Source organism: Yersinia sp. 22-579, assembly GCF_030433455.1.
Classification (GTDB): domain Bacteria; phylum Pseudomonadota; class Gammaproteobacteria; order Enterobacterales; family Enterobacteriaceae; genus Yersinia; species Yersinia enterocolitica.
This window is the reverse complement of record NZ_JAUJTZ010000004.1, coordinates 133367-156458: the sequence shown is the minus strand read 5'-3', so window position 1 is coordinate 156458 and position 23092 is coordinate 133367. Positions and strand designations below refer to the sequence as shown.

The window sequence follows — 23092 nt, the reverse complement described above, 5'->3', positions numbered from 1 at the left end:
GAAAGGCGCTTTTTACCACGCTAGTGTGTAACAGTGCGGCAGAGGATAGGATGGAACAGCAGTTGCAGGATTCAACATTAAAACGCGGTTTAAAAAATCGCCATATTCAGCTAATTGCTCTAGGTGGAGCCATTGGCACCGGGCTATTTCTGGGGATAGCGCAAACCATTAAAATGGCTGGCCCCTCAGTAATATTGGGTTATGCTATCGGCGGTTTTATTGCATTTCTCATTATGCGTCAGCTAGGTGAAATGGTTGTTGAGGAACCTGTTGCCGGTTCATTCAGTCACTTCGCCTACAAATACTGGGGCGATTTCGCCGGATTTTTGTCTGGTTGGAACTACTGGGCAATGTTTATCTTGGTCGGAATGGCCGAATTGACCGCAGTAGGTATTTATATTCAATATTGGTGGCCAGAAATTCCAACCTGGGTGTCAGCCGCTATATTCTTTGTTCTGATTAATGCCATCAATCTTGTTAATGTGCGTATGTATGGTGAAACTGAGTTTTGGTTCGCGATCATCAAGGTTGCCGCCATTATCGGTATGATTGTATTTGGCGCGTATCTGTTGGCATCTGGCTCAGGCGGGCCAAATGCTTCTGTCACTAACCTCTGGGCGCAGGGCGGCTTTATGCCTCATGGCTTTAGCGGATTAGTGATGGCGATGGCGGTGATTATGTTTTCTTTCGGCGGGCTAGAAATGGTGGGCATCACTGCCGCAGAAGCTGAAGACCCACATCACAGTATTCCTAAAGCAACCAATCAGGTTGTCTATCGTATCCTTATTTTTTATATCGGCTCATTGGCCGTGCTTTTATCACTTTATCCGTGGGGCAAGGTAGTGGAAGGCGGCAGTCCTTTTGTCATGATTTTCCATGCCTTGGATAGCAATCTGGTCGCCACAATTTTGAACGTGGTGGTGTTGACTGCGGCACTGTCGGTTTACAACAGCGGTGTGTACTGCAATAGCCGTATGTTGTTCGGTCTGGCATCCCAAGGCAACGCGCCCAAAGTGTTGACCAAAGTGAATAAACGCGGAGTGCCAATTTTATCAATCGCACTTTCAGCCTTGGCGACTTCTGCCGGTGTGGTCATTAACTATGTCATGCCAGGTAAGGCGTTTGAATTACTGATGGCACTGGTGGTATCAACACTAGTTATCAATTGGGTCATGATCTGTTTGGCACACTTGAAATTCCGTGCCGCCAAAGTGCGAGAAGGTGTAGAGCCACGCTTCAAAGCACTTTGGTATCCCTACGGTAATTATCTGTGTCTGGTATTCCTGATGCTGATTCTGGTCATCATGTACCTAACCGATGGGATTCAGATCTCAGTACTGATGATGCCGGCATGGATTGCACTATTGTGGTGCGGATTTATGCTAACTCGCCGGAAAAGTAAGAATAGCCAATCGAAATTGAAGGACTCCAGCACTGTCTGATTAGATTGTTATATGGCATTAAAATAGCCGGGCAGCAACAACGAAGCCCGGTTATTTTTTACTTAAAAAACAATCCATCGTTTACATTATCAGCAATAAATAAGATAGATAACTCCCATTCTATAATAGGTGAGGGATATCGTCTTTTTCTGAAATTATTAACTCTAATTGAGATTGGTTCTTAATAACGACATATAACCACTTTAATATTATGGTTAAATGTATTGAATGATATATCCAATTAGAATTGCCAACGCATCCAGGTAAACAATACATTACCATTATTATAAGTGCCGGGAATATAGGTGGTTTGTAGTGCAAATTTATTATATTCAATAGAGATAAGCGGCAATGGTAATGGAATTGGAATGTAATGGTATTCATGACGTGCGGTAATACTGGCCGTAAAACCTACCCCAAAACGCCAGCCGTCCATTTCCCCTGGGATCCACATCTTTTGATAGCCATAACCTATAATCGGCTCAACTTCATTATGCGAGTCCATAAACGCCATCGCATATACTGCGTGCCAGTTATTGTTCTCATCATAGCGATACTTGCCGTAGCCGATGCCCCAAGGACGCTCATTGTATGACTCTATCTTGTCATCATCATAGGTCCAGCGGTTGTGCCACGTGTTCAGAGGAATATACAACTCTTGGTTGGGCGAATCCCACGCGAGAGAAATATTACGCAACAGGCGTTGCCATAGGTTGTCATTTTCGACAGATAGCTCGCTTTGTTGGCCAGTAGAGGTATTGCTTGATGGTGATTTGTCTTCTGCCTGAACCGCGTTAACCTGGCCCAACCATAGGCTACTGAAAATACACGCGGAAATAAGATGTTTATAACTCATGGTATAGCTCTCTGATGCTGATAAGGTAAAATAAGATTTCCTTGCACCAGATAATCTTCAAACCTATCAAAATTAATAACTAATACTGCATATTTAAATGAGGAGAAGAATATAACCTCAAGCTTAAACGAATCTATAACGAGAAAGTAATATAGAGTTTTAAACTGTGCGCCAGAGTAGTGAAAATTTAATTACAGAGCATCAAGAAATATCTTATTTTATTTCCTGTAGCACAATTGGTGGGTAAAATGAGTGACATTTCCATTACCTTAATTGACTAAAATGACATGTTTTTTAGTATATTTATACACAACAAATAAAGCGCTATTGCACTTAGATGGTGCATTTCCACTCCTGCGGATAACGTATTGCATCTATATGACACATTAAGTTGTTATTTGTTTGGCTATTATTTAATCGTTGCGTTCGATATTTTGACCGGTTTTTCTTGAAGAGAAAATCGATTTTTTTCTGCTTGTTTTGCCGTGCTCATTCCCACATCCTCTTAAATTGAGAAATATCATTTTTTTGAATTTTTAGATCGACTGTTTCCCCGCACATAATCTGAGGTTAACTAAGGGGTTAGTCTCACAAATCGATAAACCAAAACCTCTTGATGGAAGGGTGCTGCGAGAGAAACTAAGCATGAGATATATTCAATTATTATATATTTAATACCAATAAATTTTATACCAATGCTGCTTTCAGCGATCCATTCGAGATGGAAACCAAGAAGAGTTTACGTAAGGATTATTATAAAAAGAGTTAGCTTAAATGTTAAAAACCAGTAAGAAAGCGGGATAGGACAGTATAAAAAAATAGAGCAGAAAATACGATGACCTTCAACAAATTTTAGCATATTTACGCATTCTTTATGAGCAACCGTTTCAAATATGTGCGACAGGTTCACCCTTGATTAAAAATGGCTTGCCATCGAATACAGAGTATGTGATAACGCATATGGGTAAAACGAGGTACAGTTCTGTATATGTGTGGCATTTTCAGTAAAGAAGTTCTGAGTAAAGACGTTAGCGTTGAATACCGCTTCTCTGCCGATCCTTATCTTAGTGCCTCAAGCAGTAACGACTCTAGTTTGTCTATGTAAACGCCTACGGGCGAGTTAAACAATCCAAAGGAAATACTCAAGATGGCAAAGATCAAAGGTCAAGTTAAGTGGTTCAACGAGTCTAAAGGTTTCGGTTTCATCACTCCAGCTGACGGCAGCAAAGATGTGTTCGTACACTTCTCTGCAATCCAGGGTAATGGCTTCAAAACCCTGGCTGAAGGCCAGAACGTAGAGTTCGAAATCCAAGACGGTCAGAAAGGTCCGTCTGCAGTAAACGTTACTGCAATCTAATCAGCTCTTTTGCTGTTAAAAACCCGCCTTTGTGCGGGTTTTTTTGTGTCTGGAACGGCATCAATTCAATCTAGCCGTTAAGGCAAGATAATTAATCCCGAATACTGATTACGGCCTTTAATGCCGGGATGGCTTGGGTCAATCGCTTGCTGTTGGCTGGTGCGGCGAAAACTAGTGTATTTGAAACGAGGCTGGGCATTATCCCCATCATCTGGCGTGGTGGTACATATTGTACAACTACCGACCCTATCAACTTGATGAATGCCAGCACCTCGTAACTGGTGCTCAGCTATGGCTGCTAAGTTAAGGTGGCGAAAACGCGGCGAAATAATATTTTTTGCCAGCGGTAATTCATTAACAAACCGTTCCACCAGTTCTTCATTAACTTCATAACAGCAGGAGCGGGCGGCTGGCCCGATGGCGGCCACCCAATTTTCTGGGTTATCATCACGGGCAATACGTTCAACCATCCTTAAGATAATGCCATCTAATAAACCGCGCCAACCGGCGTGAACCACTGCAATACCTTTTCCATCCCGTTGACTGAAAATCACCGGCAGACAATCCGCCGTCAAGACAGTTAATAAAATGCCAGATTGAGTGGTGTACAGGCCATCGGCTTCACCACATTCTTGCCCCGGCGTTATTACATCCATAATCGTGGTGCCATGAACCTGTTTTTTATTGGCTTGTGATGCCTGATAAGGCTGGAGGCAGTCAGGTAATAGGGCAGATTTATTACCAAAACCATGGCAAATAGTGGTGATTCGGCTGAGATGAGGTGAAAAATCAGTCATAGGACTTACCTAAGGAAGAAAAAAGACGCTATCCAGTGTAAGCCGTTTTTTAACTTATTGACCAGTCACCTTTTCTTTTAAATCGCCGTTAGTGAATTGTTGCAAAATAACGCATCTTGTATCACTGTTTTGGCACTCATTGATGCTGTGGATAGGGTTTAATGGCTGCTGTTATTCAAGCGACCATTCAGGATTGAACTTTGTGATTTCTAAACAAAAAAATGATTCTTCCAGCTTTATCCGTTGGCGTTTTAGCTTGTTATGTGGCTGCATTTTACTTTCATTTATTGGTCTGATAGCCAGAGTTGCCTGGTTGCAAATTATTGAACCTGATCCGTTGGTAAAAGAAGAAGATATGCGTTCAGTACGTGTGGTCGCTACACCGAATACGCGCGGTATGATCACCGACAGAAACGGACATCCTCTAGCAGTCAGCGTGCCGGTTGAGGCTATCTGGGCGGATCCTGCAACGGTATTGGATAAAGGTGGTGTCGGTGTTTCAGAGCGCTGGCAGGCCTTGGCTCAGGAACTTAACATTCCCCTCGACCAACTCAATAGCCGTATCCACCAAAATCCACATGCCCGTTTTATCTATCTGGCTCGGCAAGTTGAGCCTGATGTTGCTGAATATATTCAACGACTGAGGTTGCCTGGTATTGCTATAAAAGAGGAGTCACGGCGCTTTTATCCGTCGGGCGATATTGCCGCGAATCTGGTGGGTTTCACCAATATTGATGATCAGGGGATTGAGGGAGTAGAAAAAAGCTTTAATACACTCCTCAGTGGCACCGCCGGCAGCCGGGTGGTGCGTAAAGATCGCTTCGGCCGGGTGGTTGAAGATATCTCCTCGACCGACAGTCATCCAGGACAAAATGTTCAACTCAGCATTGATGAACGGCTCCAAACGGAAGCCTCCCATGCATTGACCAATGCCGTCATCTTCAATAAAGCAGATTCCGGCTCTGCCGTGGTTATTGATGTGAACACTGGCGAAGTATTGGCGATGGCCAACTATCCCACCTTTAATCCCAATAATCGGGTCGGCACTCCTGAAGAGAATTTTCGCAATCGGGCGATCAGCGATATTTTTGAACCCGGTTCAACAGTGAAACCGATGGTGGTCATGACGGCATTAGAGCGCCATATAGTGAAACCTGATGCAGTGCTGGACACTCACCCCTATATATTGAGTGGGCACCTTATCAAAGATGTGGCGCTTTATCCGGCTTTGTCACTGACCGGTGTGCTGCAAAAATCCAGCGACGTTGGCGTATCGCGACTGGCTCTGGCGATGCCCGCGTCTGCATTAGTGCAGACCTACTCAGCTTTTGGTTTGGGTAAGCCAACTCAGTTAGGGCTTACCGGTGAAAGCAGTGGGTTAATGCCACATCGGCAGCGTTGGAGTGATTTAGACCGCGCGACATTCTCGTTCGGCTATGGCTTGATGGTGACACCGCTGCAACTGGCTCGAGTTTATGCCACTATCGGCAGCTTCGGTATTTACCGACCCTTGTCTATTACTAAGGTTGATCCGCCGGTATTGGGCCAGCGTATATTCCCCGAAGAGTTGGTACGTCAGGTGGAGCATATGATGGAAAGTGTAGCATTGCCTGGCGGCGGTGGGGTGAAAGCCGCAGTGCGGGGATATCGGGTGGCTGTGAAAACCGGGACAGCCAAGAAGATTGGGCCCAATGGTCAGTACATTGATAAATATGTGGCGTATACCGCCGGTGTTGCTCCCGCCAGTCAGCCTCGTTTTGCTTTGGTGGTGGTGATTAACAATCCTCAAGGGGGCAAATACTATGGTGGCGCAGTATCAGCACCGGTATTTAGCGATATTATGGGGCAAATTTTACGCACCATGAATGTGAAGCCCGATGCGATTCCCGTCAATGTGATTCGGCATAGTTAATCTCGGTTGATTCACAAAGGGAAACCGTGGCTTGCAACAGTATCTGCGCTTCTTTAGACTAACGCCGCGTCTGCCGGTATTTCTGGCGGTTATTAATCAGTTACCTGGGATTCAACCATGTCTTATCAGTGCCCCCTTTGTCATCAGGCCTTGCAGCAAAGCCCGCAACAGTGGCGTTGCAGCAATAATCACCAGTTTGATTGCGCCAAAGAGGGTTACGTCAATTTAATGCCGGTGCAGCATAAAGGGTCGAAACAGCCAGGGGATAGCCCAGAGATGATGCAGGCTCGGCGGGCTTTTCTGGATGCGGGTTATTATCAACCCTTGCAACAGCAGGTTTGCGATATGCTGGATAAGGCGCTGCCACTGGATGCCGCTATGTTGTTGGATATCGGTTGTGGCGAAGGTTATTACACCGCCGCAGTGGCGGACCGATTAAATCGGCAGCGTCAGATGGCTATTTTCGGGTTAGATGTTGCCAAAGTCGCCGTCAGATACGGAGCAAAACGCTATCCTCAAGTGAGTTTCTGTGTAGCGTCGAGCCATCGGTTACCTTTTGCTAATCATGCTCTTGATGCAGTGTTACGTATTTATGCCCCCTGTAAGGCAACGGAATTGGCTCGCACAGTGAAACCCGGTGGCATCGTTGTTACTGTTGCGCCTGGCCCGCGCCATCTCTATCAGTTAAAAGCCCTGATTTATGCTCAAGTACAACTTCACGACGATACGCCAGAGCATTTGGATGGGTTTGATCTGATTAGCAGTGAAAAATTGGCCTACGAAATGAAGTTAACCGGTAAACAAAGCTTCAATTTATTGCAGATGACGCCTTTTGCCTGGCGCGCTTCCATTGAAACTGGACAAGAACTCGCTGCCCGGCAGTCCTTTGTCTGTGAAACCGATTTTGTTATCGCCGTTCATCGCCGTAGAGAAGATCTTGCGAGTGCTACATTAAGCAGCGACGAGAAGCTAATATAAGTGATTGCTCGTTATTTCATAATGTCTAAATAAATGACGAGCGCATAATTCCCCTTAGGGATAAATATTATTATCTTAATGAGGTAGTGTTATAATCCCTGGTGGAGGATTAGCAATTAACTTAAGTTAAATTTTTAAAATATAGTGTTTATAATGGATGAGTTATTTTAGATCTAAATTGCGCCAGGTTCTCCCTCCAGATTCAGTGACTAAAATAGAGGGGATGAATCGTATCTGTTCTGCAACTTTTAGTGCTAAATCAGCAACTTCCTGTTTATTCAATGTACCACTACCGTAATTGAACTCTCCCTCTGGTAATTTATAGACTTTCTCCCTACCGATAAGACAAGTAAACCCAGCATCAATCATTTTCTTATTAAGAGAATCGTAATCGCCTTCTACGGCGTTATGCAAAACGATACTGACCGTAAAGTACGGCATAGTTATTTTTCCAATTAATCAGGTGATGATATTTATATATCACACTGCTGAAATCGATATTTTGACCGGGGTCTAATTGCTGGACATGCCATCAAGATAACCTTGTAAAAATTGTGTCATTGAGGGTGCAGGTGACCCTATAGTCACCTGCTAAAAGAGAGGTCGAGTTATAGCGAAAGTGATAAGCGGTTGCGGCCAGCATGTTTTGCCGCGTAACAGGCAATATCGGCCTGACGCATAGCTTGTGCTGCCGTTTCTGTTTGCCTATTCAATGATACCGCTCCAAGGCTTGCGGTAAAGGAATAGGATTGACCGTGCCAATGGAATTGGATTGAGGCAATGTCGGCAACAACTCTTTCCAACACTTCTGTTGCGGGTTTATTCTGGCAATTAAATAGCACAATAGCGAACTCATCACCGCCTAAACGCGCCACAATATCATTTTCGCGCACCGCTTGTTGCATGGTTTGCGCTACCATTCGCAGCACCATATCCCCAGCCTCGTGGCCGGCGCTGTCATTCACATCCTTAAAGTAATCTAAATCGACATAACAGAGGATATGCTGCTCATCCTGACCCAACTGGCTGATGGCCTGATTGAGGCGTTCTTCCAGTCTCCGTCGATTTATCAAGCCGGTCAACATGTCATGATTGGCCTGATACTGTAACTCTCGCTGCTCATGGCGCGCGCGCGTGACATCCTGGAAAACTACCACAGCACCGGTAAGCAGATTGTCACGATCACGAATCGGTGAGGCGGAGCAACGAATCTCCTGGCGCTCTCCCTGGCTGGATAACAGCTGGCTGCCTTCGGGCAATAAGGTATGACGCCCTTCGGCCAGGCACTGATTTATGGCAACTAATTGATTTTTATCCTGTAGCGGGGACCACAAGATAAAAACTTCTTCAATGGGCAAGCCACAAGATTCATTCTGGCTGCGGCCGGTCATTTCTTCAGCTTTAGGATTCATTAATACAACGCGGCCTTCAGTATCAAGAGAGATAATTCCCTCCTGAATGGATGACAGCACCCGATGCAATTGCTCCCGCTCTTCATAGCGCGCTATTTCACTGGCACGCAGCGCATCTTCCCGTTGTTTTCGCTCGCTCATATCGCGGATTATTTTGGCATAACCCAGCAGCTTGCCATGGTGGTCATGCACCACGGTAATCACGGTAACAGCCCAATAGCGGGTCATATCTTTTCGTACCAGCCAGCCCTCACGTTCCACCCGACTGGCCGAAGCGGAGGTTTTCAGTAATTTCTCTGGTAGCCCGGCGGCGATATCTTCGGGCAAAAAGAAACAGCCAAAATGTTGGCCGATTATTTCATTGCTGGCATAGCCCATATTACGCTCTGCGCCGTGGTTCCAGGTATTGACGCGGCCCCAAGGGTCCAGCATTAAAATGGCATAATCTTCAACGGTATCGACCATCAGGCGAAAACGTTCTTCGCTGATGCGTAAGGCTTCTTCGCGCTGGCGTCGTTCAGTCAGGTCGCGGACAATTTTGGTAAAACCTAACAACTTCCCGCTGTCATCATGCATCGGGTTAATGGCCACACTGGCCCAGTAACGAATACCATTTTTGCGCACATGCCAGCCTTCGGTCTGGAAATTACCCTCGGCAATGGCTTTTGCCAGTGATTTCTCTGGCAGACCTGCGGAAATGTCTTCTGGTGTGAACAGCAAGGCAAAATGCTCGCCAATGATTTCGTCACTGGTATAGCCTTCATTGCGCTCACCGCCTTTATTCCAGGTCAGAATACGCCCATGAGTATCTATCATGTAGATAGCGTAATCTTCGACTTCACTTATCAGATGGCGAAACTGCTCTTCACTTTTTCGCAAAGCATTTTCCCGCTGCCATTTGTCGGTTAGATCACGGGTAACTTGCACAAAACCCTGCAAATTATGGTCTGAGTCATGCAATGCGCTAAGGGTGATATGCCCCCAGAAGCGCTTACCATTTTTGCGAACTCGCCAGCCCTGATTCTCATAATGGCCAAGTTGGTTGGCATGCAGCAGGCCTTTGGCGGGCAATTGGGTGGCTAAATCTTCAGGGGTGTAAAACAGCTCGAAAGATTGGCCAATGATTTCATCGGCATTGTAGCCAGTATTGCGCTCGGCACCATTGTTCCAGGTAAGGATATGTCCTTGGGCATCAATGATATATATGGCGTAGTCATCTACGGCTTCGATTAATAGCCGAAAAATGTGATCGTCAAATGATGCCGGATGCAAAGCCATTCCTGTATTCCTTGAATTTTTATTCAGTAAACTGTTGCTACGCAGAACTAAACCCAGATGGTTTAAATCTGTTATCGCGATAAATGTGATGTACTAGTTTATCGCTAACATCGAAAATAATGTAATAAGATTTTTATTATCAGGAATAAAGTGAAAGAATTCAAAAGCCTAATTATAGGATTATTTATGGCGGCAACACCACTGTTTACAAGGCTTCTGGCGGTGGGGGATGAGTCAATATGGATAAGTAATAATAGTTCACCTTATTAATAATAGGGGCAAATTGGCCGGTGAAATGTATAAATAAATGACTTAAGTGGGAAGCACGGAATTAATCCCGCGCTCTGTAAATACATTTTCAGAATATTTTTACTTTAGTTTCGTTTGCATCTCCTCAGGCAATAACGTTACTGCCAGCGATCATGTCTATTACATAACCCATCTAATTTATTCACGACACGAAAAATAATCCTCTGGATGTGCAGAAATGCTTGCATCGGTAGATGTTATCCGGATAATTCTGAATCCTTATAATAAGCATTCTCATTTGTAATCATTTTGTGAAACTCAGGGGCATCAAAACGATGAATCAAACTATTTCTTCTCGCGCACATCAGAAACGGCGGGCTCCGCGCCTGTTGTGCGTCATGATCGGTGCCGCATTAGGGACGCTATCCGCTTCCTCATGGGCGGCTGCGGCCACAGATAGCACAGCTGAAAACGCCAAAAAAACCAGCGCGACAGCGGCTACAGCTAAAGCTGAAGACAGCAAAACAAATGACACCATCACCGTTGTTGGGACGCAGGAGACTTTCCGTGCCGGTGGTAATGATTTAATTCCAACCTATTTAGATGGTCAGGTAGCGAATGGCGGTCGTATCGGCTTCCTTGGGCAGCAAGACGCGCGCAACGTGCCATTTAACGTTATTAGCTATACCTCCAAAATGATTGAAGATCAGCAAGCTAACTCGATTGCTGATGTCGTAAAAAATGATGCTTCCGTGCAAAACGTACGCGGTTACGGCAACCCGTCGCAGAATTATCGTATTCGTGGTTACAACCTTGATGGCGACGATATCTCATTTGGTGGCCTGTTCGGTGTTTTACCGCGTCAGATCGTGTCAACCAGTATGGTTGAGCGAGTCGAGGTGTTTAAAGGTGCCAATGCCTTCATTAACGGTATCTCACCCAGTGGTAGCGGTGTGGGCGGGATGATTAACCTCGAACCTAAACGTGCCGGTGATACTCCGTTAACTCGCGTTACGGTGGATTATGGTTCAGCTTCTCAAGTGGGTGGGGCGTTGGATATCGGTCGCCGTTACGGTGATGACGATCAGTTTGGCGTGCGAGTGAATGCGCTGCACCGCGAAGGCGAAACGGCCATCAAAGATGAGAAAAATCGCCTAACCGCACTTTCCACCGGGCTTGATTACCGTGGTGACCGCGCTCGTACTTCATTGGATATCGGCTACCAGAAGCAAACTATTCATCATATGCGCACTGATGTTGGATTGAGTAGAGATGCCAACGGTGATTATATGGTGACAGCTATCCCAGAACCGCCATCTTCCACCCTGAACTATGGGCAGTCATGGGTGTATACCGATATGGAAACCACCTTCGGTATGCTGCGTAGTGAGTATGATGTTAGCCAGAACTGGACAGTTTACGGTTCTGTGGGGGCCAGTCGTAACGAAGAAACCGGTCAGTACGGCGCGCCGATGCTGACGAATAATAATGGTGATGCTACCATTTCTCGCTTGTATGTGCCGTATGTTGCTGACTCTGTTGCCGGTCTGGGCGGTATTCGCGGCCACTTTGATACTGGCCCAATCAGCCATAAAGTCAATCTGGGGTATGCGGCTAACTATCGGACTACTAAGTCTGCTTGGAATATGTCTGGTCAAGAAGATACCAATATCTATAATCCGGGTGTGATTGGTTTCCCTCAGACAATAATTGGGAGTGATAGTCAAGATCCTCAACTGACCAGTCAGGTTCGTGCTTCCGGTCTTTCATTGTCTGATACCTTGTCAATGATGGACGATAAAGTGTCATTGATGCTGGGTGTACGTCGGCAGGAAGTCACTATTCGTAACTTCGACAGTGGGGTACCAAACAGTGCCGGTTCACTGGATGCGATGAAAGTGACACCTATTTACGGCATCATGGTGAAGCCGTGGGAGAAAGTCTCCCTGTATGCTAACCACATTGAAGCGCTGGGGCCGGGCAAGTCCGCACCTTATCAATTTAATGGCAAGCCAGTGGTTAACGCAGGTCAAATTCCGGGCATTATTCATTCCAAACAGAATGAAATCGGCGTGAAGTTTGATAACCAACGCTACGGTGGTACGTTGGCTCTATTTGAAATCACCCGACCAACGGGTATGGTTGATCCAGCGACTAACGTCTATGGTTTCTACGGTGAACAGCGCAACCGCGGTATTGAATTGAATGTATTCGGCGAGCCGGTATTTGGTACCCGTCTGTTAGCGAGCGCAACTTGGTTAGACCCTAAACTGACTAAAGCGGCTGACAGCGCCAATAATGGTAATGATGCCGTCGGTGTTGCCAACTACCAGTTAGTGTTTGGCGGCGAATATGATATTCCAGTGGTTGAAGGCCTGACCGCAACCGGTACGGTAGTGCGCTCTGGTTCCCAATATGCCAACGAAGCCAATACCTTGAAACTGAAACCTTGGACGCGTCTGGATCTGGGGGTGCGTTATACCATGCCAATGAAAGATACCAGCCTGACATGGCGTGCGAATATTGAGAACGTGACCAACGAACGTTACTGGGAGTCGGTTGAAGATTCTGGCACTTACATCTATCAGGGCGACCCACGAGCACTTAAATTATCAGTATCAATGGACTTCTAATACTGAATTGATATTTGCCGGTAGTTGATAGAATAAAAAACCCCGCTATTCATCTCGAATGCGGGGTTTCTTTTTGCTCCTCTTACCCGCTTTATTTTACGGCGAGAATAAAAGCACTAACGATAGGGCTATCAGGTTAGGCGAGACGATAAATGTGCTCGTAAAGGATATTAAAACCGATACCTATCAACACAATACCCCCGATGATTTCAGCGCGTTTACCCAACAGCGGGCCAATATAGCGGCCTATCAGCATCCCGAGTGTTGCCATAATCATGGTGGCTAACCCAATCGCCATTGCGGTGTGAACAATGTTCACTTGCAGGAATGCCAAACCAACACCAATTGCCATGGCATCAAGGCTGGTGGCGATAGCTGTCATCACCAGAACCCAGAAGCTGTGACTGCGCATTTTTTCGGTTTCTTCGACTTGCTGTTTTGCGCCTTCAAAAATCATGCGGCAACCCAGAATGAACAGCAGGCTGAAGGCAATCCAGTGGTCCCATTCCAGAATATATTGACTGGCGAATAGGCCAATGCACCAACCAATTAGTGGGGTAATAGCTTCTATCACACCAAAGATAAGACCGGTGCGGATAGCTTCTCTAAAACGGGGTTTATGTAGGCTGGCACCTTTACCAATAGATGCAGCAAAGGCATCCATAGACATAGCAAAAGCAAGCACTAATGTTGCAGATAGATTCATCGAAATAGTCTCGGCCGGGCGGCTCCATATACACGTAACCCACCCCCAACCTAACGACGGAGCTACGTGTCTATGGTCTCGCCAACCTTACCTGGCTGCCCGCACCACGTTCCAATAAATGAAACGAGTATGTTGATACGAGCGTCTCTATATATCGATATATCAATTCAATATAACGAATAGAAACCGGCTACTCCCCATGAACGGCGCAACCTTAACATATAAATTCGAGGAACGACAACCCCAAAAATAATATGGTAAGTCAATGCTATTGATAATGATTTTCATTATCGGAATTTTAATGAAAAATAGCCCATATAAGCATCAGTAATGGTGTGGAAATAAGCGGGGGAGAGGTGAGAGAAGGTGTCGGGAAATTAATCAATTAACTGAACTATCAATAGATTCATTTCCCTGTATTTAACTTTATGATTGATTCTCAACGAAAAAATTATAAATCTTTTCTAAGTCATCTAATTGCCGAACCTGAATAAGTAATCTGCGCTGCTCTAAATCAATCACCAGTATCCCATCTTCAGATAAATTCATACTTTTTATTCGGCGATATTCAATAAAAGCATTAGCGTAGAAGAAACCTGTATTTTTAAACAACAATTTCGGCCAGCGAATATAAGAGAGATAAAACGCAATTAATGCTAAACCCACTAATAAATAAGTGGTTAAGGGGTCGCCATTTGCCATGACATTATTGTAAACAAGAATAGCAATCAGCCCGACAAAAATGGCACAGTCGATTTTGCTTTTACGTTTAAGTTGAATTTGCAGCCGGGTTTTACCTTTCATCATGTTCATGATGAATTCATCATAGATGGCATAAGCCAGTAACAGGGCAATAAAAATAATTAAGACAATATCCGTAACCGACATGCACTTACTCCTAAATACCCTTCATCTTTCAAATTGCAGATGTGTTGGCTGCTCTCGCTCACCCGAATCACTTACCTGTGTAAGCTCATCGGGGTTCACTTGTTTGCCGCCTTCCTGCACTTTGAAATCTATTGGGTATTGATATCTATCCTAAATAAAAAACCGGGAGTAACCCCCCGGTTTTTGCCAAATCTAACCAGAAAATTATGGTGCCAGGAAGCCAATCCAGTAGCCGAAGATACCGATGGCGAAGAAGCCCATAATAATCCACAGTGCGTTAACTTTACGGCGTAACAGCCACATACAGCCGAAGGTTAACAGCAACGGTACCAAGCCAGGCATCAACTGATCCAGGATGGTTTGCACCGTGGTGACGGTCGTCTCACCCGCCGGGTTGGTTATTTTGGACACCACAACCGGTATATTGACGTGCGTCCATTTGTTAACCAAGGCCCCCATAACAAACAGGCCGAGGATAGACGCCCCTTCCGTCAGTTTTTGCAGCAGGCCGCCGTCCATATCGCTGACGATATTGACGCCTTTTGAATAACCGTAAGCCACACCATAATAACGGGTCAGCAAACGAACCAGGTTAAACAGAACAAAGAATAGCAATGGGCCGAGCAAACTACCGCTCATCGCGATACCGGCACCGAGAGCTGCCAATACCGGGCGCACAGTACCCCAGAAAATGGGGTCACCGACACCGGCCAGTGGCCCCATCAGGCCAACTTTAATCCCGTTGATTGCGGCATCGTCAATCTCTGCACCGTTGGCTTTCTGCTCTTCCATCGCCAGCGTGACACCCAAAATCGGGGCAGCAACGAAGGGTTGGGTGTTGAAGAATTCCAAATGGCGTTTGATTGCCTGCTTACGCTCTTCCGAGTTCTCAGGATACAGGCGACGAATTGCCGGTACCATAGAGAAGCAGAAACCCAGCGCCTGCATACGTTCGAAGTTCCACGACCCTTGGAAGAGGTTTGAGCGGATAAACACACCGCGAATATCGGCGGGCGTGAGTTTCTTTTCACCAGTAGTTGTTTTATCAACAGTCGTTGTATCAACCATTTCTCTCACCTTTTCCTAGTCTAATTCGTTATCAAGATCGTTATTTGACGGGCCAGACTGTACAACTTGGGACTTGTTGTATTTCGGACTGAGCTGGATATACAGCAGGGCCATAACCACGCCAATAACACCCAAGGCCACCAGGTTGAAGTTGGTGAATGCGGCAGTGACGAAACCTAAATAGAAGAATGGCATCAGGTAGCCAGCACGCATCATGTTGATAACCATGGCGTAACCGACTACGACGATCATACCACCGGCGATATTCAAGCCACTGGTAACCACATCAGGAATCGAACTGAGCAGCATCTGAACTTCAGATGTCCCAACAGACAGGGCAACGATCAGGGCAGGGATAGCGATACGCATCGCCTGCAAGAACAGGGCAGAAATGTGGATCCAGGTTATCGCTCGTAGGCTGCCACGTTCGGCTGCACCATCTGCGGCGTGCTGGAAAGCCACGGTAATGGTACGTACGATAATGGTTAACACCTGACCGGCTGCTGCCAACGGAATTGCCAGAGCAATACCGGCACCGATGTCTTGGCCACCAGCAATAACCAGAATGGTTGAAATAATTGACGCCAGCGCGGCATCAGGTGCTACAGCAGCCCCGATGTTCATCCAACCGAGCGCGATCATTTCTAAGGTACCACCGATAATAATACCGGTTTTCATATCACCTAAAACCAGACCTACCAGAGTACAGGCGACGAGGGGACGGTGAAATTGGAACTCATCCAGAATGGAACCCATCCCGGCGATACAGGCAACTATGAAAATCAGCACAATCTGAAGAGTTGTGATCTCCATTGTACTTCTCCTATGACCAAAAAAGCTGAGTAAAAATAACCAAGTTCCAAAACAGAACAGGGCATAACCTTGCTACGTAGTTTTTAGTAAAGCTATTTATCAAGTTTGCTAATTAAGTCCATCATTTTGAGTCGGCTATCCGAAGAGACTTTTCGGACTTCCAGTTCAATACCGCGAGCATTTAATTTTTTAAAAGCTTCAACATCTTTTTCATCAACAGAGACGGCGTTATTCACCTGGGTTTTACCCTGACGGAATGCCATACCACCAATATTGACTGACTTAATATCCACGCCTCCCTCTACCAAACGCACCACGTCGGTTGGGTTGGTAAATAACAACATGACCCGGTCTTTGGCATATTGCGGGTTGTTGTAAACACGGATAGCTTTCTCAACATCAACTACGTGTGCGGTGACACCCGGAGGAGCAACCTGTTTGAGCAAGGTGCTACGCATTTTGTCAGCGGCGACTTCGTCACTGACCACAATAATGCGGTTTACGTTAGTTTCTTTGGTCCAGCGAGTCGCGACCTGACCATGAATCAGGCGGTCATCAATACGCGCCAGCCCGATCTTCATATGATCATCCGGGCCTAAAGCGACGGCAGGAGCTGCAGCCGCTTTGCGTACAGCAGCAGGTTTTGTTTCGGGCTCGACTTGAGATGTTTTAAGCGCCTTAACACCGGCACGACCGGTTTCCAATGCAATACCAACCAATTCGGCAAATGATGGATTATCATCACGGGCCATAAAGGTTTCCACTAGCATTGGAATGTTAACGCCAGCGATGACTTCGTAATTCTCTTTGTCAGTAACAATTCGGCTGGCAGCGTTAAACGGGCTACCACCCCAGGTATCAACCAGGAAGATCACTCCCGCACTGGTCTCCAACCCTTCCAGTTTAGCTGTGTACTTCTCAACTAACGTGTCGGCATTCTCACCTGGGACGAAATCGATATAGGCGACATTTTCTTGTTCGCCTATAAGCATTTCAGTGGTTTTTAGCAGTTGTTCTGCTGCAACCCCATGTGTGCCAATGATAATAGCTATACTCACTCGCTACCCCCTCAGTTAACTCAGAATTGAGTTCTCGCACGTAACATAAAACCAGTAATTCCCCATCACACTTCGGTACATATTGAATCTATTATGATAGTCACAATATCAGCGTACTGCTGATGATTTATTCGCAACACCAATGAATCGATTCAGGTACATATCGCAATGTGCTGGATGTGATTTATTTTAGTCAGTGAAAAAATAAATTATGTGACGCTGCTCATTTATTGGGACATGTTATGAATGATTTCGCTTACTTGGATAATTATTCGACACTTATATGAGTAATGTTGATGAGTTAAGCGCTAATACATTCATTACAATATGATTCTATTGTTTAATATTTGTGCGATTTGTATGAAAGTTGACTGATGACCCACTTTGGGTAGGAAACAAATTTTAGTCATGAAAATAAGCATGCTGTTTACTGAGGCGTGTAATTTGACGAGATTGTGGTTTATCGCCAGTAGGGTAATAAATCTGACTATGCTGATAAAAAAATTCCTGATAAAGTTAGCGGCTCTATTAATTGTCAGGAGTTAAGGGCCTCAGCTCTCCCTATGGACTGTCACCGAAGTTACTGTTTCTCTAGTGTTAATACCTCACCAGTGGGTCTACATCTGGTTATCCAATCACGCACAGTTGCTGCGTATAATTTCACCCGATCTTTCTGCGTATCTATACTGACAACCGTACCGCGGCGTTTTGCTGTGTCTGTTGCAGGTCGCACATCATCTGAATCGTGTTCTTATTATCGGAGTCTGACATGGAATTTCTAATGGACCCCTCAATCTGGGCAGGGTTATTGACGTTGGTGGTACTGGAAATTGTTCTGGGTATCGATAACCTGGTATTTATCGCCATTCTGGCCGATAAACTGCCGCCAAAACAAAGAGATAAAGCTCGTATTATCGGCTTGTCTCTGGCATTGATTATGCGTTTGGGGCTGCTGTCGGTGATCTCCTGGATGGTCACGCTGACCACACCGCTGTTTAGTGTCGGCAGCTTTAGCTTCTCCGGGCGAGATCTCATTTTGCTGGTGGGGGGGCTGTTCCTACTGTTTAAAGCCACCACCGAGTTACATGAACGGCTGGAGGGAAACCAGCACGATGACAGTGCGAGCAAAGGTTATGCCAGCTTCTGGGCCGTTGTTGCACAGATAGTGGTATTGGATGCCGTGTTCTCCCTCGATGCTGTGATTACTGCCGTGGGGATGGTCAATGATTTGGCCATCATGATGACCGCGGTCGTGATTGCTATGGGCGTGATGCTGTTGGCATCAAAAACATTGACGCGGTTTGTTAACGCACACCCAACTGTGGTGGTGCTGTGTTTGAGCTTCTTGCTGATGATTGGCCTGAGCTTAATTGCTGAAGGTTTTGGTTTCCATATTCCGAAAGGCTACCTGTATGCCGCTATCGGATTCTCTATCCTGATAGAGCTGTTTAACCAGATTGCCCGCCGTAACTTTATTAAGCATGAGTCTCGCTTGCCGCGCCGCCAGCGCACAGCCGAAGCGATCATCCGCCTTATGGGGGGGCGTCAGCAGCAGGAGCCACAAAACGGTGACCCGCAGTTGGTCATGCCAGCAGAGGCTTTTGCGGAAGAAGAGCGCTATATGATAAGTGGTGTGCTGACATTGGCATCCCGTTCATTACGCAGCGTGATGACGCCACGCACGGAAATCTCTTGGGTAGATTGTAATCGTTCACAAGCAGAGATCCGTGAGCAACTGTTGGATACGCCACACAGCTTATTCCCGGTTTGTCGTGACTCATTGGATCAGATAATCGGTGTGGTTCGAGCCAAAGATCTGTTAGTGGCGATTGAACGCGGAGATTCTATCTGTGAGTTTGCTGCGGCGACACCACCAATAGTCGTGCCTGATACCATGGACGTGATTAATCTATTGGGTGTCTTGCGTAAAGCGAAAGGCCGCTTAGTGGTGGTGAATGACGAATTTGGTGTGGTGCAAGGGTTGGTGACACCGCTGGACGTGCTGGAAGCTATCGCTGGTGAGTTCCCTGATGAAGATGAAACGCCAGATATTATTGCCGATGGTGATGGTTGGTTGGTGAAAGGGGGGGCAGATTTGCACTCTCTGGAGCAGGCGCTGGATTGTCAGGAGTTGGTCAGCCCGACGGCAGATTATGCTTCATTAGCGGGTATGCTGCTTTCACACTCAGGCCATATGCCAACCGCGGGTGATGTGATTGAACTGCATAACTTGCGCTTCGAGATTATTGAAGTGTCAGATTACCGTATTGAGTTAGTGCGTATCACCAAGCTGAGCAACGAATTGGCAGAGTAACACTCTGACAATGAAATAGAGTTCGGCTAGTGCGGGTCATCTTAGGGTGACCCGCATTTTTTATGGATGCTACAGCGCTTTTGAATACGTTTAGTTTCACTCCAAAATAATCATTTTTAAATTATAAAACTCATAATACATGTATGTCGCAAGACTTATTGCATTTATTATCAGGCAGGGAATCACATATGCAATAATATTTGTTTTCATTATTTATTATTTGATACATATATTCACAATGGTTTCTTTTTTTATTCTAATTATTTTATTTATTCATTGGATATAATTCAGTAAATAATTAAATCATTTTAAATAAAAAACAACAATATTAATAAATCATTAAAAAACATAATGTTATGGGATTAATTTTATCTAAGAAGAACAAAAAATAATTATTTAAAATAATAACGAGAAGTGAGTGAATATAGTCTATGCTTAGATCAACTTAAACAAGTCAATACTCAAAGCGGTTTCCTTGGTATTTTAACGGAATTTTTTTGCAGGTCTTAAAAATACAGTTTCAAGTATTGGCTTTGATCTGTTTTGAAATGGCAGCATTTATTTTCAACTTTTTGGACACCGCACAGCTTATATTTTTTGTACCATTCTACAAGCTAGTGATGGAGGTTCTATGAAAAAGATAATTTTGGCTCTGGTATTAATGCTGTTTTCATTTTGTACATTAGGCCAAGAGACGGCTTCAATGCATCTTGATGATACATTATCGACACCAATAGCCGCTGAGATAAACAGAAAAGCGTGCGATACTCAGACCCCATCGCCTTCAGAAGAAAATGATGATTGGTGTTGTGAGGTATGTTGCAATCCTGCCTGTGCGGGTTGCTAGGCATGAAGTTATTATTAATCTTTTAATTAGCATCAAGGGGAGCGCTGGCTCCCCTTGATGAACATGACTATCAATGCAATAAATTAATTACATTGCACTTTAATGGCCAGACCACCACGAGATGTTTCGCGGTATTTAGCATTCATATCTTTGCCGGTTTCAAACATGGTTTCGATAACTTTATCGAGTGAAACACGCGGCTCACTGGTGCGGCGCATTGCCATGCGGGCAGAGTTAATCGCTTTTACTGAGGCAATCGCATTACGTTCAATGCATGGCACCTGCACCTGGCCTGCAACCGGGTCACAGGTTAGGCCCAGATTGTGCTCCATACCAATTTCAGCAGCGATACAGACTTGAACCGGGCTGGCACCCAGTAATTCAGCCAGACCTGCGGCGGCCATTGAGCATGCCACACCCACTTCACCCTGACAGCCCACTTCAGCGCCAGAAATAGAAGCATTCATCTTATACAGAATTCCGACAGCCCCTGATGACAGGAAGTAGCGGATAAAGATTTCAGGGGTAACCGGCTCGATAAAGTGGTCGTAATAAGCCAGAACCGCTGGCACGATGCCACAAGCACCGTTCGTCGGTGCCGTCACCACGCGACCACCTGCGGCGTTCTCTTCGTTAACCGCCAGTGCGAACATATTGACCCAGTCAATAACATTCATTGGATCGCTGGACAGTTTATCTGAGGAAACCAACAGACGGCGCAATGCTGAGGCGCGACGTGGTACCCGCAGTGGGCCGGGCAAGACACCTTCAGTGTTCAGACCGCGATCAATACAGGCACGCATCGTCTGCCAAATCGCGGTGAAGTAGGATTCAATCTCTTCTTTGCTGTGCATCGCCAGCTCATTTTGCATCACCATACCGGAGATAGACATGCCGGTTTGTTCGCAGTTAGCCAGGATTTCTTCAGCTGAATGGAAAGGATAAGGGACGCTAACGGCATTCACCGCAGCTTTGCCGAAATGCTCTTCATCCACGATAAAACCGCCACCGATGGAATAATAGGTTTTGCTAAGTACTTTCTCATCACCGGCAAAGGCGTGGATCTGCATACCATTCTCATGCAGTGGCAGGTTATCACTACGGAAGACCATCCCACCTTCGCGGGGGAAGTCCACTTCATGCAACCCATTGGCCAACATCAGTTTTTGGCGTAATTCAACATCACGAATAAAAGCGGGGATGCTGTCGATATCCACGGTATCTGGCATATTGCCAGCCAACCCCATGATAATCGCGATATCGGTGTGGTGACCTTTCCCGGTCAGTGACAGTGAGCCGTAAACATCCACGGCTACCCGCGTGACTGATGGCATTAACCCTTGAGTTACCAGCAAATCAGCAAACTCTTTGCCGGCTTTCATTGGTCCAACAGTGTGAGAACTGGATGGGCCGATGCCAATCTTGAACATATCAAAAACACTAATCACGCTAAAACTCCTTAACAAAGCTTTTTGTTATTCTTGGCGCATATGAATGTGCCAAGAATATTTATATTAAGTATAAGAACTCTGTGCATAGCCGCAGGTTACTTCGTATTGAGTATTGCTATCACCGAGCCTGTTAATTTGGCCAAACTGGTGTTGGCGGTATTAATTTGATACCGCAACAATGACATATCGCTATCAATTTATGATTATCACTATCGGGTTTTAACCTTACATTTTTAGTGGTTTATAGTGATGAAAGATATTTTACAGGTATTTCATAACGCTGACAGAGCAATTTACAGTTTTTTTAAAATGGTTGTGCGGGGAAAATAGAGTAAAAATCGATGTAGTGGGGTGATAGAGATCGCTTTATGCTGTAATTCAGCTTTTTTAGCCTTAAGGCTGTGAAGCTGGTCACTCATTCTCCCTGTTTACCATGTGCCTTTAGCGTCAAATATTGACCTGCTGCGCCAGACGGCGAATGATGGCTGCCGTCAAACCCCAGATAAACTGGCTTTCATACCATGAGAGATAGACCCGGTGATTGATTCCCCCACGATGAATATCCAGCCAATAGTAGCGCGACAGTCTGAGTGCTTCGTACAACGGGATTTCAAACAGCCCGGCGACCTCTTCTTCATTACCATGAAAGGTAATATTGTCAGGAATCAGGCCGACAATCGGGGTGACCTGAAAACCACTGGAGCTGTCGAGTGGGGCCAGTTGCCCTAATACATGTACAGCGGATGCCGGAATAGCCACTTCTTCCTCGGCCTCCCGCAAAGCCGTTTCAATCAGCGAGCTGTCTTGCGGATCAGCTTTGCCACCGGGGAAGGCGACCTGACCGGCATGTTTTCGTAAATGGTCTGAGCGCCGGGTTAGCAGCAAGGTAGGTTCAGGCCGACAAACAATAGGAATTAATACCGCGGCATGGTGGCTATTGGCAGAAAAACTTCCTGGTTGCGGCTGTTGTAGCTGGAATCGGCTGATAAATTCAGACAAAGTTTGCCCTGATTGACTCACAAATTTGTCACTC

Annotated in this window: 19 protein-coding genes; 8 read left to right on the top strand and 11 right to left on the bottom strand. The window is 45.7% G+C overall.

The features are described from left to right. Positions 1-50 precede the first annotated feature (50 nt). Positions 51-1442 carry an amino acid permease gene (locus QSV56_RS06560; protein ID WP_019079726.1) on the top strand — a complete coding sequence of 464 codons (1392 nt, stop codon included), beginning with the start codon at positions 51-53 and terminating at the stop codon, positions 1440-1442. A 241-nt stretch (positions 1443-1683) separates the two neighbouring features. Here the strand turns inward: QSV56_RS06560 and pagP are convergent, their stop codons facing one another. Next, a complete protein-coding gene (gene pagP, locus QSV56_RS06555) occupies positions 1684-2298 on the bottom strand; it encodes a lipid IV(A) palmitoyltransferase PagP (protein ID WP_046050783.1) in 615 nt (204 codons plus the stop codon). A 988-nt stretch (positions 2299-3286) separates the two neighbouring features. Here pagP and QSV56_RS06550 point away from each other — a divergent pair. Together QSV56_RS06550 and cspE are read left to right on the top strand one after the other, a co-directional pair. Continuing rightward, complete coding sequence (locus tag QSV56_RS06550; RefSeq protein WP_002211058.1) at positions 3287-3403, top strand: DUF2627 domain-containing protein; 117 nt, start codon at positions 3287-3289, stop codon at positions 3401-3403. 42 nt (positions 3404-3445) lie between these two features. Further along, on the top strand, positions 3446-3655 hold the full coding sequence (gene cspE, locus QSV56_RS06545) for a transcription antiterminator/RNA stability regulator CspE (protein ID WP_002221949.1): 210 nt from the start codon (positions 3446-3448) through the stop codon (positions 3653-3655). Positions 3656-3732: 77 nt separating this feature from the next. On the opposite strand, the gene pgeF is transcribed toward cspE, so the two are convergent. Further along, positions 3733-4452, bottom strand: coding sequence for a peptidoglycan editing factor PgeF (pgeF, locus tag QSV56_RS06540; RefSeq protein WP_050130949.1), 720 nt, complete (start codon positions 4450-4452; stop codon positions 3733-3735). A 202-nt stretch (positions 4453-4654) separates the two neighbouring features. On the opposite strand from pgeF, the gene ftsI reads away from it, so the two are divergent. Both ftsI and rlmA read left to right on the top strand, forming a co-directional pair. Then, positions 4655-6364, top strand: a complete 1710-nt coding sequence (gene ftsI / locus QSV56_RS06535; protein ID WP_019083366.1) for a peptidoglycan glycosyltransferase FtsI — start codon at positions 4655-4657, stop codon at positions 6362-6364. A 117-nt stretch (positions 6365-6481) separates the two neighbouring features. Continuing rightward, positions 6482-7342 carry a 23S rRNA (guanine(745)-N(1))-methyltransferase gene (gene rlmA / locus QSV56_RS06530; protein ID WP_019083365.1) on the top strand — a complete coding sequence of 287 codons (861 nt, stop codon included), beginning with the start codon at positions 6482-6484 and terminating at the stop codon, positions 7340-7342. Positions 7343-7504: 162 nt separating this feature from the next. Here rlmA and QSV56_RS06525 read toward each other — a convergent pair whose 3' ends face one another. Together QSV56_RS06525 and QSV56_RS06520 are read right to left on the bottom strand one after the other, a co-directional pair. Next, positions 7505-7783, bottom strand: coding sequence for a hypothetical protein (locus QSV56_RS06525; RefSeq protein WP_005163660.1), 279 nt, complete (start codon positions 7781-7783; stop codon positions 7505-7507). Positions 7784-7950: 167 nt separating this feature from the next. Further along, positions 7951-10032, bottom strand: coding sequence for a PAS domain S-box protein (locus QSV56_RS06520; RefSeq protein WP_019079721.1), 2082 nt, complete (start codon positions 10030-10032; stop codon positions 7951-7953). Between the two features lie 584 nt (positions 10033-10616). On the opposite strand from QSV56_RS06520, the gene QSV56_RS06515 reads away from it, so the two are divergent. Next, positions 10617-12914: a TonB-dependent siderophore receptor gene (locus QSV56_RS06515; RefSeq protein WP_301211583.1), complete on the top strand. Its 2298-nt coding sequence runs from the start codon at positions 10617-10619 to the stop codon at positions 12912-12914. Between the two features lie 136 nt (positions 12915-13050). Here the strand turns inward: QSV56_RS06515 and mntP are convergent, their stop codons facing one another. The 5 genes from mntP to manX all read right to left on the bottom strand — a co-directional run bounded on the left by mntP (position 13051) and on the right by manX (position 17447). Continuing rightward, positions 13051-13620 carry a manganese efflux pump MntP gene (mntP, locus tag QSV56_RS06510; RefSeq protein ID WP_005170500.1) on the bottom strand — a complete coding sequence of 190 codons (570 nt, stop codon included), beginning with the start codon at positions 13618-13620 and terminating at the stop codon, positions 13051-13053. 426 nt (positions 13621-14046) lie between these two features. Beyond that, a complete protein-coding gene (locus QSV56_RS06505) occupies positions 14047-14508 on the bottom strand; it encodes a DUF986 family protein (protein ID WP_301211580.1) in 462 nt (153 codons plus the stop codon). Positions 14509-14712: 204 nt separating this feature from the next. Then, positions 14713-15576 carry a PTS mannose transporter subunit IID gene (locus QSV56_RS06500; protein WP_005163650.1) on the bottom strand — a complete coding sequence of 288 codons (864 nt, stop codon included), beginning with the start codon at positions 15574-15576 and terminating at the stop codon, positions 14713-14715. Positions 15577-15591: 15 nt separating this feature from the next. Continuing rightward, a complete protein-coding gene (locus tag QSV56_RS06495; RefSeq protein ID WP_004701713.1) occupies positions 15592-16389 on the bottom strand; it encodes a PTS mannose/fructose/sorbose transporter subunit IIC in 798 nt (265 codons plus the stop codon). Positions 16390-16481: 92 nt separating this feature from the next. Continuing rightward, positions 16482-17447, bottom strand: coding sequence for a PTS mannose transporter subunit IIAB (manX, locus tag QSV56_RS06490; protein WP_005170493.1), 966 nt, complete (start codon positions 17445-17447; stop codon positions 16482-16484). A 769-nt stretch (positions 17448-18216) separates the two neighbouring features. Between manX and QSV56_RS06485 the strand changes: the two genes are divergently transcribed. Then, on the top strand, positions 18217-19761 hold the full coding sequence (locus tag QSV56_RS06485) for a TerC family protein (RefSeq protein ID WP_019079718.1): 1545 nt from the start codon (positions 18217-18219) through the stop codon (positions 19759-19761). 631 nt (positions 19762-20392) lie between these two features. Beyond that, on the top strand, positions 20393-20608 hold the full coding sequence (ystB, locus tag QSV56_RS06480) for an ST-I family heat-stable enterotoxin YstB (protein WP_072091558.1): 216 nt from the start codon (positions 20393-20395) through the stop codon (positions 20606-20608). 83 nt (positions 20609-20691) lie between these two features. On the opposite strand, the gene QSV56_RS06475 is transcribed toward ystB, so the two are convergent. Together QSV56_RS06475 and QSV56_RS06470 are read right to left on the bottom strand one after the other, a co-directional pair. Next, a complete protein-coding gene (locus tag QSV56_RS06475; protein WP_005170488.1) occupies positions 20692-22056 on the bottom strand; it encodes an L-serine ammonia-lyase in 1365 nt (454 codons plus the stop codon). Positions 22057-22506: 450 nt separating this feature from the next. After that, positions 22507-23079 (bottom strand): CoA pyrophosphatase, encoded by a 573-nt coding sequence (locus QSV56_RS06470; RefSeq protein ID WP_172672114.1) that lies wholly within the window; start codon positions 23077-23079, stop codon positions 22507-22509. Positions 23080-23092 lie beyond the last annotated feature (13 nt).